13 protein-coding genes and 3 pseudogenes are annotated in these 13,087 nt (G+C 65.8%); 7 read left to right on the forward strand and 9 right to left on the reverse strand.

The window, feature by feature from the left end; translation table 11 throughout:
* Positions 1-385: 385 nt before the first annotated feature.
* From CACI_RS19535 to CACI_RS48030, 5 genes and pseudogenes are all read right to left on the reverse strand, one after another.
* A complete protein-coding gene (locus tag CACI_RS19535; RefSeq protein ID WP_223297652.1) occupies positions 386-706 on the reverse strand; it encodes a UbiD family decarboxylase domain-containing protein in 321 nt (106 codons plus the stop codon).
* Between the two features lie 149 nt (positions 707-855).
* A pseudogene (locus CACI_RS54270) lies at positions 856-1,005 on the reverse strand (LuxR C-terminal-related transcriptional regulator); the annotation flags it as partial.
* A gap of 344 nt (positions 1,006-1,349) precedes the next feature.
* Positions 1,350-1,571, reverse strand: coding sequence for a hypothetical protein (locus CACI_RS19545; protein ID WP_015792560.1), 222 nt, complete (start codon positions 1,569-1,571; stop codon positions 1,350-1,352).
* Between the two features lie 548 nt (positions 1,572-2,119).
* Entirely contained in the window at positions 2,120-2,749 is a 630-nt protein-coding gene (locus CACI_RS19550) for a hypothetical protein (RefSeq protein WP_015792561.1), read from the reverse strand.
* Positions 2,750-2,804: 55 nt separating this feature from the next.
* Positions 2,805-3,631, reverse strand: a protein-coding gene (locus tag CACI_RS48030) for an IS5 family transposase (RefSeq protein WP_395994330.1) whose coding sequence is annotated in 2 segments (ribosomal slippage) — positions 2,805-3,061 and positions 3,061-3,631 — 828 coding nt in all. Because the reading frame shifts where the segments join, the coding sequence is not laid out codon by codon here.
* 91 nt (positions 3,632-3,722) lie between these two features.
* Between CACI_RS48030 and CACI_RS19560 the strand changes: the two are divergent.
* Positions 3,723-4,492, forward strand: a pseudogene (locus CACI_RS19560) (transposase family protein).
* A gap of 55 nt (positions 4,493-4,547) precedes the next feature.
* Here CACI_RS19560 and CACI_RS19565 read toward each other — a convergent pair.
* Both CACI_RS19565 and CACI_RS19570 read right to left on the reverse strand, forming a co-directional pair.
* Positions 4,548-5,354: an ABC transporter permease gene (locus tag CACI_RS19565; RefSeq protein WP_015792562.1), complete on the reverse strand. Its 807-nt coding sequence runs from the start codon at positions 5,352-5,354 to the stop codon at positions 4,548-4,550.
* Entirely contained in the window at positions 5,344-6,243 is a 900-nt protein-coding gene (locus CACI_RS19570) for an ABC transporter ATP-binding protein (protein ID WP_015792563.1), read from the reverse strand. Before CACI_RS19570 ends, CACI_RS19565 begins: the two co-directional genes overlap by 11 nt.
* A 71-nt stretch (positions 6,244-6,314) precedes the next feature.
* Here CACI_RS19570 and CACI_RS19575 point away from each other — a divergent pair, with 71 nt between their 5' ends.
* From CACI_RS19575 to CACI_RS45795, 5 genes are all read left to right on the forward strand, one after another.
* Positions 6,315-6,866 (forward strand): TetR/AcrR family transcriptional regulator, encoded by a 552-nt coding sequence (locus CACI_RS19575; protein ID WP_015792564.1) that lies wholly within the window; start codon positions 6,315-6,317, stop codon positions 6,864-6,866.
* A 173-nt stretch (positions 6,867-7,039) separates the two neighbouring features.
* Positions 7,040-8,143 carry a PP2C family protein-serine/threonine phosphatase gene (locus CACI_RS49980; protein ID WP_049871632.1) on the forward strand — a complete coding sequence of 368 codons (1,104 nt, stop codon included), beginning with the start codon at positions 7,040-7,042 and terminating at the stop codon, positions 8,141-8,143.
* A gap of 107 nt (positions 8,144-8,250) precedes the next feature.
* Positions 8,251-8,742, forward strand: a complete 492-nt coding sequence (locus CACI_RS19585) for a DUF2975 domain-containing protein (protein WP_015792566.1) — start codon at positions 8,251-8,253, stop codon at positions 8,740-8,742.
* Positions 8,742-9,026: a helix-turn-helix domain-containing protein gene (locus CACI_RS19590; protein WP_015792567.1), complete on the forward strand. Its 285-nt coding sequence runs from the start codon at positions 8,742-8,744 to the stop codon at positions 9,024-9,026. Before CACI_RS19585 ends, CACI_RS19590 begins: the two co-directional genes overlap by 1 nt.
* Positions 9,027-9,138: 112 nt before the next feature.
* Complete coding sequence (locus tag CACI_RS45795) at positions 9,139-10,188, forward strand: GGDEF domain-containing protein (RefSeq protein ID WP_015792568.1); 1,050 nt, start codon at positions 9,139-9,141, stop codon at positions 10,186-10,188.
* 384 nt (positions 10,189-10,572) lie between these two features.
* Here CACI_RS45795 and CACI_RS54275 read toward each other — a convergent pair whose 3' ends face one another.
* Positions 10,573-11,052, reverse strand: coding sequence for an SAM-dependent methyltransferase (locus CACI_RS54275; protein WP_083795780.1), 480 nt, complete (start codon positions 11,050-11,052; stop codon positions 10,573-10,575).
* Positions 11,053-11,451: 399 nt separating this feature from the next.
* On the opposite strand from CACI_RS54275, the pseudogene CACI_RS19600 reads away from it, so the two are divergent.
* Positions 11,452-12,585 (forward strand): annotated as a pseudogene (locus tag CACI_RS19600) (IS630 family transposase).
* Positions 12,586-12,600: 15 nt separating this feature from the next.
* On the opposite strand, the gene CACI_RS19605 reads toward CACI_RS19600, so the two are convergent.
* The gene (locus CACI_RS19605) at positions 12,601-12,957 is read right to left on the reverse strand and encodes a hypothetical protein (protein ID WP_015792571.1); all 357 of its coding nucleotides are present in this window, start codon (positions 12,955-12,957) and stop codon (positions 12,601-12,603) included.
* Positions 12,958-13,087 lie beyond the last annotated feature (130 nt).

Consider the following 13,087-nt stretch of genomic DNA (forward strand, 5'->3'; position numbering starts at 1 on the left):
TTATTATATCCCATACCATGGGGAAGTATAACTATTGGTGCATGGAGTTCCCACAGTGGCCCCCCGTGGCTCGCGGATATGGCCAGACCGAACTGCTTGTTGCAGGCTGTTGCCCAGTCGAGCCTGACGAGTCCGTGTTCTGTGAAGAGCGTGGAGACGCCGTCTCGAAACGGTGATGAGCCTGGACTAGTGAACGCCAGTCCGAGACGGGAATCGCTGGCGAAAGCAGGCAAGACATCTAGGAGCCGTGTCGCGGAGGTGACATTGTGGACTACCAGTAGGACGGACCGGTCTGTATGCCTTTGGAAGGTGTTCCATGCATCAGCGCCTTGTCCGTATGGAACGCGGTCCCATTCTGGCAAGTCCACCTGCACCTCGCTCCTCGTCAATGGTCCAGACACCATAGCGCGCGTGGGCCCGGTCCGCGGTTCACGTCGGGGTGTGAGCGGGTTGCGAAGGCCCAGACGACCTGCTCCAGGTCGGTGATGTCGACGTCGTCCTCGACCAGCAGGATCTTCGGTGCGTTCACTGAGGGCTTGCCGGTGGAGATGATGTCCGCGATCTTCTGGACGAGGTCGGTCGAAGACTGGTCTGTGGCGGTGTGCCAGTCCTGGCGGACGGCCAGGGTCAGCCAGTGCACGGCTGCTTCGTAATTGTGCCAGGCGGAGGAGATGGGGAGGTCTGCTTCGCGCAGCAGATAGAGGATCTCGTTCGAGCTGCGGGCCCGATTGTCGGCAGGTCGCGACGAGCCTCAGCCCGGTGGCCCGGGTCGCGCAGGCAGGAAATGCTGCTGAGCCCGACAGTGCAATGTTTCCTGATCGGTAAGCTGGCTGGCCGCCGCGGTTATCCGCGCTGTTACAGCCAGCTGGCCTCCTCAGCGATCCGCCGGACCGCGTCGACCCGGTTCCTGGCATCGAGCTTGGCGACCGCGAACCCGAGGTAGTTGCGGACCGTCCCATGGCTCAGGAACAGCCGGCCTGCGATCTCCAACGGCCGCGCACCGGTACCGACGCCGACGGCTCCTTCCTCGGCGTCGCCACGGCCCGCGCGGTCGCCGAAGTCCTGTCCGAAGGCGGACACGACACCGAACCGGTCGGCGAAGTCCTCTTCGTTCCCCAGCCGGTGCACGCCGACAACGACCTGGCCGGCGCCCTGGCCGAACTGGTGGGGCAACCCCCTCAGGCCTGCCGGTCCTGGACGAGACCGGCACCTGCCTGTCCGGATGGATCACCCATCAGGCCGTGCTGGCGGCAGTCCATCGAGGTCCAGCCTGATCCCCACCGGGCACCGCGCGGCGAGTGGCACGGATCCGACCACACGGGACCCGCATGGCGACGGTCGGCGTCCCCTCAATCGGCGCTGCCGTCCTGCTCCCCCGCGTCGCCGGGCGGGAACTGCTCGCCTGGCGCGGCGGCAGGCAGGGGCGCCGGCCCGGCGTGCAGCTGGTGACGTAACCGCTGCACGGCCTCGCGCATCTCATCGGCCGCACGCTGCGGCGTGAACCACTCGGCATCGTCCCCGTGCTCGGCCTGAAGCAGGTGCCCCGGGTCGTGCAGGTCGCCGGCTTCCATGTGTTCAGCCCTTCAAGGCAGGTCGCCACGCCGTAGAACGCGTTTGCGTGGTGCAAATAATAGTCATCGGCGCAGAGCTGCCCGCCAGATACGGAGAGCAGGCGGGTGTCCTTTGTTCTTAGGTGTCCGGTCCTGCTCCGCGACGGTCGAGGTTGGTCTGCAACCGCCTAGGCAGGCATGTTGTCATCGATCTGCTCTCGCGCGTACAGCCGGCGCAGCTTTGCGGACGGTGAGGCGGCTTACGCAGAGACTGGTCAAGGACTCCACGAGTCCTGGGGCGAGCCGATTCCAGGTCGCACCGTATGTTGGCAGCGCCGACCGGATCGGGCCCATAGCAGTCGTCGCGGTGTTGGCCATCGCCAGCCCGTAGCCGACGCCGAGCTGCTAAGCCCTGAGCGAGGCTGAGGATCGTTGCTGCAGACCCCATCCAGGCCACGCAGCCCGGGCCGCGAGCGGCTGGAAAAGCCGCAGCGGTATCCCAGTCGGGGCTTGTCTCTTAGGGCCTGTTTCAGAAGTGGATCAGGAGTCGTGGTCCGTTGGGCGGGCGGTCAGCCGGCCCAGCCGCGGGTCAGGGCGAGTTGGCCGGATCGGTGCGTTTCGCGTTGTTCGATCACCCACAGCTCGGCCTGCCGCACGGATTGGGTGAGTGGCTTGTCGGTGGTGTCAAGCACGTGAGTGCGCCAGCAAGGGTGCTGCGCGGTCCACTTGCTCCAGCGGTGCCAGGCCATCTCCGGCCAACTGTCACCGGTGATGACGTCGGGTCGGTGGCGGGGATCGCGGGCATGCCCGCGGTGCCACGTGGCCCAGCCGAGGAAGGCCTCAACCGCGGGTGTGTTCCAGCGGCCGGGATCGCGCTGTGCGAGCCGGCCGCGACGAACCTGGTCGGTGACGTCGACCAGACACACCGCGATTCCGTCCAGCAGCGGGGACGAGGGGGCAGCCAGGATTTCGCCCAGCGGGGACTGCCCGGTCAGCAGTAGATCGATGCCGCGGTCCTGGTACTCCAGCGCGCGACGCACCCACAGTTCGGTCATGCGATGGCGCCAGTGGCGGTCCGGGTGCTGTGGCACGCCAACCTCGTCGAAGTCGTGCACGGCGACACCGCGGAGACGGTCGGCCACGGCGAAGGCGAGGGTGGTCTTGCCCGAGCAACTGGACCCGGTCAGCTTGAGCAGCATCCGGCCAGGGTGCCAGGCCGGGCTTGATCTCCTCGAATGGATTTCAGTCGGGCGATCACAGCCACTCGTCGATACTGGCGATGACGACGGTGGCCTCGTAACGGACGGCGAGCTTGGCGTATCGGGTGGCGATGCCCCGGTGCCGCTTGAGGCGATTGATCCCGCACTCCACGGCGTGGCGCTCCCGATAGTCGATCTTGCAGAACTTTGGGGGACGGCCGCCGCGAGCACCGCGCTTCAAGCGGTGCCGGATCTCGTCGGCCTTCTCCGGGATCCTGCACGCGATCCCATGTCGCCGCAATACTCGCGATTCGCCCAGGAGCCGTAGGCCTTGTCCGCCCGAACCTTGTCCGGCTTGGTGCGCGGACGGCCCGGCCCGAGATGCGGTACCCGGATCTGCCCCAGGACGGTCTGGAACAGCGGGGAGTCACCACGCTGCCTGGCGGTGATGACCAGCGCGAGCGGCTTCTGCCCCTGCTCCACCGCCAGATGCAGCTTCGTGGTCAACCCGCCGCGTGAACGGGGCGAGTCCGTGGTCGTCTGGCTCGACGTCGACACCGCCGGGTTTGTCCCGCTGCGGGTCCCCCTTTTCCTGGCCCCGGCAGCGTGCTGATGGACCCGAGCGATTGCGGAGTCGACGCTGACATCCCAGGTGATCAGGCCCTTTGCGTCGGCCTCGGCCTGGACCCGGGTGAGAATCCGCTTCCACGTTCCGTCGCGCTGCCACCTGCGCAACAGTCCGTAGACCGTCTCCCACTCGCCGTACCGGGCCGGCACGTCCCGCCACGGAGCACCGGTCCGGGTCCGCCACCGAATCCCATTGATGAGCTGTCGCTTGGACCAGACCGGAGGCCGCCCCGGCTTCTTGCCGCACGGCAACAACCGCTGATCATCGCATAGTGCTGATCACATTCTGAAACAGGCCCTAAAAGTTGTTGCGTAACTCCTGTCGGGGCGGCGCGTTGGTCAGTGCGTGGGCGGGATATTGCGGGCTGAGCCGGTGTGGATCGAGCTGTTCACTGGGTTGCGGGTGCGGCAGTTCCGGAAGCTGGTGAAGGTGGTGCGTGAGTGGGGCGGCGCGCACTCGCCGTGGGGTCGGCCGTGGTGCCTGTCGTTGGAGGACCGGGTCCTGCTTGTGGCCGTGTACTACCGGACGAACCTGATGATGCGGCAGCTCGGGGCGCTGTTCGGGTGCTCGGCTGGCACGGTGTGCCGGACGGTGGAGCAGGTCGGCCCTTATCTGGCGCTGGAACCGGCCCACCGCAGCGCACCGGCGGTGGACCGGTTGTGGATCGTGGACGGCACGATGATCCCGGTCCGGGATCGCAAAGTCGCCGCCTCGTCCCGGAACTACCGGTTCTCGGCGAACGTGCAGGTCCTCATCGATGCCGACACCCGCCTGGTCGTCGCCACCGGCCGTCCGGTGCCCGGCAACACCGCCGAGACGCACGCGTTGCGCCGGTCGGGGCTGGCCGAGGTCTGTCAGGGAGCAGACGTGCTGGCTGATGGGGCGTACTGGGGCACCGGGTGCATGGTGCCGTACCGCAAACGTACCGGCCGGCCGCTGCTAGCGATCCAGGAAGCCGACAACGCCGAGCACAGACGGGTCAGAGCCTGAGTGGAACACACCTTCGCCCGGTGAAGGACGACAAGATCCTGCGAGACCGCCGACAAAAAGGCGACGGACTGCACCACGCCGTCCAGGCCGTCGCCCACATGCGCAACCTGGCAATAGCCGCCTGAGCCGCACGAACGCGCCCCCGCCAGCCATCCTGCAGCCAGACTTACGCAACAACTTTTAGACGAGTCGGCCGCTGAAACGAGGGCCACGCTTTGCACCCGTCACTGCGAGTGCCATCGACAGTAGGCTGATGCCGATGAGGACGCTGAGCGACTTCGTGAATACTGCTTGGTCTCCTTCAACGGCCGATTGGAATCCGCGTAGTTCCCAATAGCCTGGGGTCCAAGGTGCGATGTGGGCGACCCAGTGCGGCAGGATTGCTAGAGGGACGAGGCTTCCGCTCAGGCAAGTCACGGTGAGTGCGCCGATGTCGGCGATCGCCGAAAGCTGGCTTGCGGTTCGAACCCAGGCTCCGATGGCCAGTCCCAGGCCCGTCACGCATAGGCCCCAGACCACTGTCAGGAGTAGAAGGCGCCAGGTCCCGGCCGCGACATCGAACCCGTATACCGCGGCGGCGAAACTGAACAGCGCCGCCTGTTGGACGGTGAATAGTGCCGTGAGCGGAGCCGCCTTGCCGCTCAGGATGGCGAGCGCGCCGGTCGATCCGGCGCGCAGCCGGTCCCAGGTGTGCCAGGACCGTTCGGACAGCAGGTTTTGGCCGGCGATGTCGAGGGCGAGCAGGGTGAACATCACTACCGTGCCCGGTGCCTCCTGATCGATCGCCGGGCCGGTGAAGGTGTCGATCCGCTGGTAGAGCGGTCGCAGCATGGTCAGGAGCACCATTGCCATCATGGTATAGGAGAGCATTGTTCCAGGCTCGCGGGCCAGCAGTCTGGTGGTGTGTCGGGCGATGGCCGAGGACTGGCGTACGGCGTGGGCGATCGATATGGGCGGGGCAGAGCAGGGTAGGGCTTCAGTGGACACGTTCGGTCTCCGTCGCGGTGCGGGTTAGGTGCCGGTAGAGGTCATCGAGGGTGGGTTCACGGATCTCGACACGCTCGACCTGCTCGGATCGGTCACCCAAGGACGTGAGGATCCGGGTGAGGGTTTGAGCGGGCCGGTCGGTGGTGATGCGCAGGGTGCCGTCCACTACCTGTTCGTCGAGTGCGCCCGAGGGCTCGGCGGCGAAGCCGATCTCCAACAGGCTCGGCAGCCCGGATAGCAGCTTCCTGCGATCCCCGCGGGCGATGATCCGACCTGTCTGGGCCACGGCGATGGTGGCATCGAGCTCTTCGAGTTCGGGCAGGTAGTGGGTGGTGTAGCAGACTGCCGCGCCCTGCGCGGCACGGTCGCGGACCACGGCCAGCAGCGCCTGCCGGGTGGTTGGGTCGGCGCCGGCCGTCGGCTCGTCGAGCAGCAGGACCGCGGGCCTGTGCAGCAGCGCTGTGGCGGCCTGGGCGCGTCGTTGCTGGCCGCCGGAGAGCGTGGCCACCGTGCGGTCGAGGACTTTCGTGAGCATCATCGAGGCAGTGATGTCGTTGATCTCCGCACGCAACCTACTGCGTCCGATGCCGGCGAGCTGGCCGTAGAAGCGAAGGTTCTCGCGCAGGGTCGCGGTCGGATACAGCGCGATTTCCTGCGGCGCGAGTCCTACCAGCGCATGGGCCGCGCGACAGTCCGCGTCCAGTCCGCCGATGCGGACACCTCCGGCGTCCGGGTGCTCGAGCCCCGCGCAGATCCGGGCGAACGTGGTCTTGCCCGCGCCGTTGTGGCCGAGCAGCCCGCAGATCTCGCCGGCTTCGATCCTGAGATCGAAGCCGGCGAGTGCGATCTGGTTTCCGAAGCGTTTGTGCAGGCCGCTGGCCTCCAGCATGGCGCCTCCCAAAGTATACGGCGTATATATACAATGAATCCTAACGTAGGAGAGCGACGACAGGAGCACGTGTGAGACCACCGCGCATCAGCCGCGCCCAAGTCCTCGACGCAACCTTCGACCTTGCGTCGGAGGCTGGTCTGGCAGCGGTCACCATGCGTGCCGTCGCCGCCCGGCTCGACGTCACGCCGATGGCTCTCTATCGGCACGTCGGCGACAAACAGGGACTGCTCGACGGTCTGGTAGAGCGCCTGATGGCCGAGATCACGGTGCCCGATGTGGCGCCGGAGGAGGATTGGCGTGCTGTGTTGCGGTCCATGGCACGCAACATCAGGGCTGTGGCACGCCGCTACCCGGACGTGTTCGTGCTGCTCTTCCAGCGGCGCGCCGTCACGGAGGGCGCCCAAGGCCCGCGGCAGGTGGTGTTCCGGGCGCTGCGTGCGGCAGGTGTTCCTGAGGGAGAACTCGCTGGCACGGAGCGCATGCTGTCCACATTCGTCTACGGATTCGCCGCTTCAGAGGCCGGAGGTCGATTCGCCGGTCTCAACATCGAGGCCGAGTTCGACTACACGGCGGGGCACGTCGAGAAGCTCATCGAAGCGCTTGCCGCAGACAGCCGCTGATTCGCGCCATTCACAGGTTCGCCCTGGTGGACTGCACGTAATGATCAAACTTTCAATGATCGCCACAGTTTTGCCACGGTATCGGATAGTATCGGCATCTAATGCGCATACACTCCATAAGGTCTGTGAGCCTTAATCCAGCACCGACTGGCCCGAAAGAATTCAGGGCCGGGTTGGCGCTACTGATAATTGTGTGCGCCATTGTGTTTGCTGATGCGCTGACACCTGCCTGGTTCCACTCCCGGTCGCTGCTCTTGCTGGTACCGGTTGCCGCAGCACTTACCTCCTCGGTCTTGATCACCACGCTCACGGTCGCCGGCGCCATGGGCGCCTTCGCCTACCTGGGGTGGTCCAGGCCAGGCGCGGCATTCACCAGCGGATACGTCATCTTGTTGGTCGGCTGCCTTGTCGCCGCCTTGTTCGTCGCGGCTGTGCGCGAGCAGCAGCGGCGCCGGTTGGTTGTCTCCGATCAGGTCGCGCGAGCCGTGCAGCGTGCGGTGCTGCGCCCGCTGCCGAGCATGGTCGCCGATCTTCGTGTCGCTGAGGCCTACCTGCCAGCAGCCGAAGGCGCGCTGATTGGCGGAGACTGGTACGACGTGCAGCCGTCTCGCTATGGCGTGCGCGTGGTGATCGGAGACGTGAGCGGGAAAGGGCTTGACGCCATTGACGCCTCCGCCGCGCTTCTGGGCACATTTCGCGATGCGGGATATCACGAAGCCAGCCTCCAGGAGGTGGCGCGGCGTCTGGAGGTTTGCATGCAGCGCCACAACGTCTGGGCCCGGACCGTGGAGGGACGTGAGTACGACGGGTTCGCGACGGCGCTGTTGCTGAACTTCAGCGACGGCCACATGGACGTCATCGACTTCGGCCACGTACCCGCGCTCGTGGTGAACGTGCGGGATGGAGCGCCTACCGAGGTCGAATTCGACTCGGCGCTACCGCTGGGCTTGGGGGAGTTGGCCGTTGGGCCGCCGGCTGTGAAGCGTTTGCCCTTCAGGGTTGGCGACCTGCTGGTGCTGGTCACCGATGGTGTGACCGAGAGTCGTGACGTTGTCGGGGATTTCTATCCCCTGATCGATCGACTGCGGGCCATGGCTGTTGACGGGCCCGGGCCCGACCGCTTGTGCGACGCTCTGATCGCGGACGTGTCCCGGTATCGGCGCAGGGGACCCGCTGATGATGCCGCGATCATGGTCATCCAACGCGAGGCCGCGGTGATGATCGAGCAGGACTCGGACGCTCGAAGGCTATACGAGGCGCCCCCGATGGACTGGTGAGGACCGCGTCAGCTGTACTCGCTCTACCTTCAGCCATCCGGCCCGGCTCTTGGCTTGCCTATCGATTTTCGATAGATTTCGATCGGAGATCGATGGAGGGATGGGTCATGGGGATGCTGACAGTGCGTGTGCTGCGCGCCGTGCTCGCGGTACTGCTCACCGGTGCGGTGCTCGTGCAAGCGTTGATGGTGTGGGCTTTGGCCAGTGGAAGCGACCCGGAGGACGGGACGCTTCCACTGACCGCGCTGCGCGTGATCACGATTCTGGGCATCGGGACGATCCAGGTCGCCCTGGTCTGCGTTTGGCGGCTGGTGGTGATGGTGCGGCGCGGAACCGTGTTCTCACACGCCGCCTTCCGGTACGTCGACGGTGTGATCGGCGCGATCGTCGCGGCCGCCCTGGTGTGGTTCACGGTCACGGCCGTCAACGCGCCTCGCCAGCGAGACGACCCGGGCGTCACCGGCATCATGGCCGGCATCGGAGTGGGGATCTTGGGAGTCGCGCTCATCGTGCTCGTGCTGCGGATGCTGCTCGTCCAGGCCGTCGCCCGCGACGGCGAGGCGGCGCAGCTGAAGGCCGAGCTCGACGAGGTCATCTAATGCCGATCGTCGTCGACATCGACGTGATGCTGGCCAAGCGGAAGATGTCGGTGGGCGAACTCGCGGACCGTGTCGGGATCACGCCCGCAAACCTGGCGGTGCTCAAGAACGGCCGTGCCAAAGCAGTGCGCTTCACGACGCTCGCCGCGCTCTGCGAGGCGCTCACCTGCCAGCCGGGCGACCTGCTCCGCTGGGAGGCCGATGACGCCAGGGGGGATGAACCGGGGTCGCTGACGCCAGCGAACAACACAAGGGGCGCTGTGGATCAAGGTGTGATTGCCTGAAGAGGTGAGGCTGTGGCGTCCCAAGGGTGAACGGGAACTGGTTGTTCCCGTCGCCCTGGCTGGGGCGGCGACGTCTGGGCCTGGGCCGCCTGACCGGGTTCCGGAGCCCGCTGTGGGGCGGATCGGTGGGGGATTACTGCTGGCCGGCTCGCTTCTCGTCGCGGGCGTGACCTTGTTGTCCTATATGCGGGACCGGGATCTTCCGCCTCCTGATTCACGCCCCATCTCGCTGATCTTGTGTCTACCCGCCGTGATCGTGGGAGTCTTCCTCGTTCTGAGCCGCGCGTCCGTGCCCGGCTGGTTGGTGAACATCGCGCCGGGCCTGGCGGCGGTGTTGATCTGTATCCCGACAGTGGTGGACGGGCGCCCCGGACCCTTGGGCCCGGTGTTGTTGACCTGGACCGTGGTGTACTCGGCCTACATGCTCGCGATCCATGTCGCTTGGATGACCATGGGGGTGGTCGCGGCATCGTTCGCCGCCGCGGCGTTCGCCAGCCGCGGAGTGGACGGCACCGACCTGTGGATCGCGGTGACCTCCGCGATTTTGGTGGTGTTCATGCTGGTCATCCGTCTACGAAGCCAGTCGGATCGGCTGAGCGCACAGCTGATCGCGCTGGCGCGCGCCGACCCGCTCACCGGTCTGGTCAACCACAGGGGCTTTGAGGAAGCGCTGGGCAGGGCCCAGGTGCGCCACTCGCGGGATGGTCGGCCAGTGTCGCTGCTGGCCATCGACATCGATCGGTTCAAGGACGTCAACGACACGTGGGGTCATCCCGCCGGCGACGCGGTGCTGCAGGAGTTGGCCAAGCTGCTCGCCGCCTACTTCCGCAGCGGCGACGTGATCGCCAGGGTCGGGGGCGAGGAATTCGCGGTCCTGATCAGCGACTGCGGCGTGCACGAGGCGCTCAGGCGCGCCCAGGGTTTGCTGGGGCGCGTCCGCGAGGATTCGCTGACGTGGGACCACCGGATCACGGTGAGCATAGGCGTGGCGACGGTTCCCGATCAGGTCGAGGATTTCGATGGTCTGCACCGTAGCGCCGATCGCGCTCTGTACCGGGCGAAGAAGGCCGGCCGCGACGGGGTGGTCAGCGCGAACAGCGGCAATCTCGTCACCGGTTCGGATGAGGCGGACGCGGGGCGCCGGAATCCGTTAGTCCGATAGCTTTTCCTGATCTGGGGTCTTGCCCTTTACGCGATGCGCGCATCCCTTATCACGCGACAGCATCGGTCGGTGAGAGCGAGTTCGGATACAGGTTGAGGCACACCTTGATCGGATGTCGAGCGCGTCGTGTGGTTGTTTGACAGTCCGAGACATCGTTGACCAGGCTGCCGCGCGCTTCAATCCCAGCCCTAAAGTTCGTCGTTGCCGTACTAGGTTGGCTGCGCGGCGAGCCGGCCGTGCTCGACAGGGGTGCCTGTATGAAGGGATTGATAGGGGGTCAGGCGGGAGTCGAGCCGGCGCAGGATTTTCGTCCGACACCGGCGTACAGCGATGTCGTCCGGGGTGAGGGCGCCAGGTCCATGGCCGGACCAGGCTGGCCGGGGTTTATGAGTTCGTAGCTGTCGAGCCGGTTCCGGATTTCGCTCTCGGTGCGGAACGCCATGGGGGAGGTTGCACTTTCGAATGCTGCTTTCCCGGAGCGCGGCCACGATCCGAGCGGGGTGTCGGCGAGCAGTGCGTGTCTGTGTGGCGACGATCGGGTCGTAGCCGACGTAAGCGACGCGGGCGGTCGGGATTCGATTGCAACGCGTTTTGTTGAGTGTTGCGCATGGTCGGCAGACCGGAGCCGATGTCCAGGAACTGGCGGGCGCCGCACGGGTCAGCCAGGTGCTTTACTTCCCGGCTGAGGAAGCGCCGGTTCTCGAGCGCAGTGCTGTGTACCGAGGTCTCGCCGATCCGCGAGTAGAGCCGGGCATTGGCTTGGCGGTCGACGCGGCACTGATCTTTGCGGTGCAGGGCCTCGTCGTACGTACGGGCTAGCGTCGCAACACCGAGCGAGACCCCCACCAATTCGTCAGCAGTCACCGAGGTTTCTCATGTCAGGAGGGGCGGCCTGCCCGCGAGGTGGTCTGGAACCGGAGAATCAGGTGGCCACACCTCACTAGGTGCTCTGAGAGTCGCGCCTGCGTTCACGCCGTCTGGGCCTAATGGAGGGCCCTGACGCGTTGGGAAGCGGTTGCTGCGGTGGTTGGCGGCATGGATGGGGTGAGTTGGCCGCTGGACTGTGCTGGAGTATCGACCGGTCCTCGCTCAGGGCATCCATTTCAGAATGAGCCACCTACTTCGCAGGCATTTTCTCGCGCCAGACAGTCTCGGTCCGTAATGCCACCGGGGGGCGTTCGAAAGCTAGTGCTGCGTCAGGCAACGTTCGCCCTGTCGGCGTGGTGAGTCTCGCCGACGGGGCGGATGTATCAGACTTGGACGATGGCAGAACGGGTCCAGGTTCGTGAGATCGATGACGACGAGGGTCGTCGGCTACTGCGGATCGTGCGGCGGGGTGCCGGTTCGGTGGTGACCTGACGTCGGGCGCAGATGGTGTTGCTGTCGGCACAGAAGATGCCGGTGGCGAAGATCGCCGAGGTGACGTTCACCAGCGAGGACCGGGTCCGGGACGTCATCCACAACTTCAACGCCGATGGGTTCGACTCGCTGTACCCGAAGTACGTCGGCGGCCGACCGCGCACGTTCAACCTGCCTGAGCGGCGGGAGATCAAAAAGCTCGCGAAGTCGAAGCCGGTTGAGCACGGCCTGCCGTTCTCCACGTGGAGCCTGTCCAAGCTCGCGGACTTCCTGGTAGCCGAGGGGGTGGTCGACGACATCTCCCACGAGGGCCTGTGGGTCCTGCTCCGTGACGAAGGCGTCTCGTTTCAACGCCTGAAGACCTGGAAGACCTCCAAAGACCCGGACTACGCGGTGAAGAAGGCCCGGGTCGAGCACCTGTACGCGATCGCCGACGGCGAGGTGATACCCGAGCCTGGCGAGCCGACGGTCGTGTTCTGCCTGGATGAGTTCGGGCCGCTGAACCTGATGCCGCACCCGGGCCGGCACTGGGCCGCGATCGCTGGCAAGAACAAGGACCCCGACCGAGAACCACGACCGCGCCGCCGGGCCACCTACAACCGGAACGACGGCGTCCGGCACCTGTTCGCCGCCCACGACCTGACCCGGGACCGACTGTTCGGGCACGTCAAACCTCGTAAGAAGCGCACCCAGTTCTTGGAGCTCTGCCGCTATCTGCGCAGTCTCCACCCCGCAGATGTACGAATCGCGATCGTATGCGATAACTACTCGCCGCATCTGACGACCAAACGCTGCCGCAGAGTGTCCGGTTGGGCCGAGGCCAATAATGTCGAGATCGCCTACACCCCGACCAACAGCTCATGGATAAATCGCATCGAGGCCCAGTTCACCGCGCTGCGCTACTTCGCCCTGGACGGCACCGACCACCGCAGCCACCGTGAACAGGGCAGCATGATCCGCCGCTACATCATCTGGCGAAACCGTCACGCCGACGACACCCGGCTACGCCGAATAGTCGCCAAGGCGAACGTGGCCTGACCCGCGCGGCAGGACTCACGCTTCCGGCAGATACGCATCACCGGACTGCGGATCCCACAAGGCCAGGCGGTACTCCTTGGCGAGGTTCCCGATCACCTCAATTGCCGGAGTGCAGCGCGAGAAGCTCAGGTTCATGAACACATGGTCAATGCCCACCGCCAGGGGTGTCGACATCCACGGCGAGTCCGGACCGTAAGGCGGACGATCGGGGAACGTCGCTCGAACCCGTTCATAGAACCCGACGATTCGATGATCGAATTCCCCCTCGACATGACTCCCCGACCGACAACGCTCAAACATGGCCGGAACAGCCACGGCGTCGGCTGAGTCGTCCATAGCAAAGACCGCAAGATCGAAACTCACAAACGCCATCATCCACGGTCCACGCACAACCGATCCACAGGGCAGACGTTGCCTGCTACGGCACTAGCTAGTCCTGGCAGTCGCGCGCCGCGATCAAGATACCAGTCCAGCCGCTCCTGGAGACCGGGGTCTGGCTACT

The organism is Catenulispora acidiphila DSM 44928, assembly GCF_000024025.1.
In the GTDB taxonomy this organism is placed as follows: Bacteria; Actinomycetota; Actinomycetes; order Streptomycetales; family Catenulisporaceae; genus Catenulispora; species Catenulispora acidiphila.

Coding starts and splice junctions, on each gene's coding strand:
- CACI_RS19570 (WP_015792563.1), bottom strand. CDS start 6,243: ATGCTGGAGGCCAGCGGCCTGCACAAACGCTTCGGAAACCAGATCGCA.
- CACI_RS19605 (WP_015792571.1), bottom strand. CDS start 12,957: ATGGCGTTTGTGAGTTTCGATCTTGCGGTCTTTGCTATGGACGACTCA.
- CACI_RS19545 (WP_015792560.1), bottom strand. CDS start 1,571: ATGGAAGCCGGCGACCTGCACGACCCGGGGCACCTGCTTCAGGCCGAG.
- CACI_RS19590 (WP_015792567.1), top strand. CDS start 8,742: ATGCCGATCGTCGTCGACATCGACGTGATGCTGGCCAAGCGGAAGATG.
- CACI_RS19550 (WP_015792561.1), bottom strand. CDS start 2,749: ATGCTGCTCAAGCTGACCGGGTCCAGTTGCTCGGGCAAGACCACCCTC.
- CACI_RS19585 (WP_015792566.1), top strand. CDS start 8,251: ATGGGGATGCTGACAGTGCGTGTGCTGCGCGCCGTGCTCGCGGTACTG.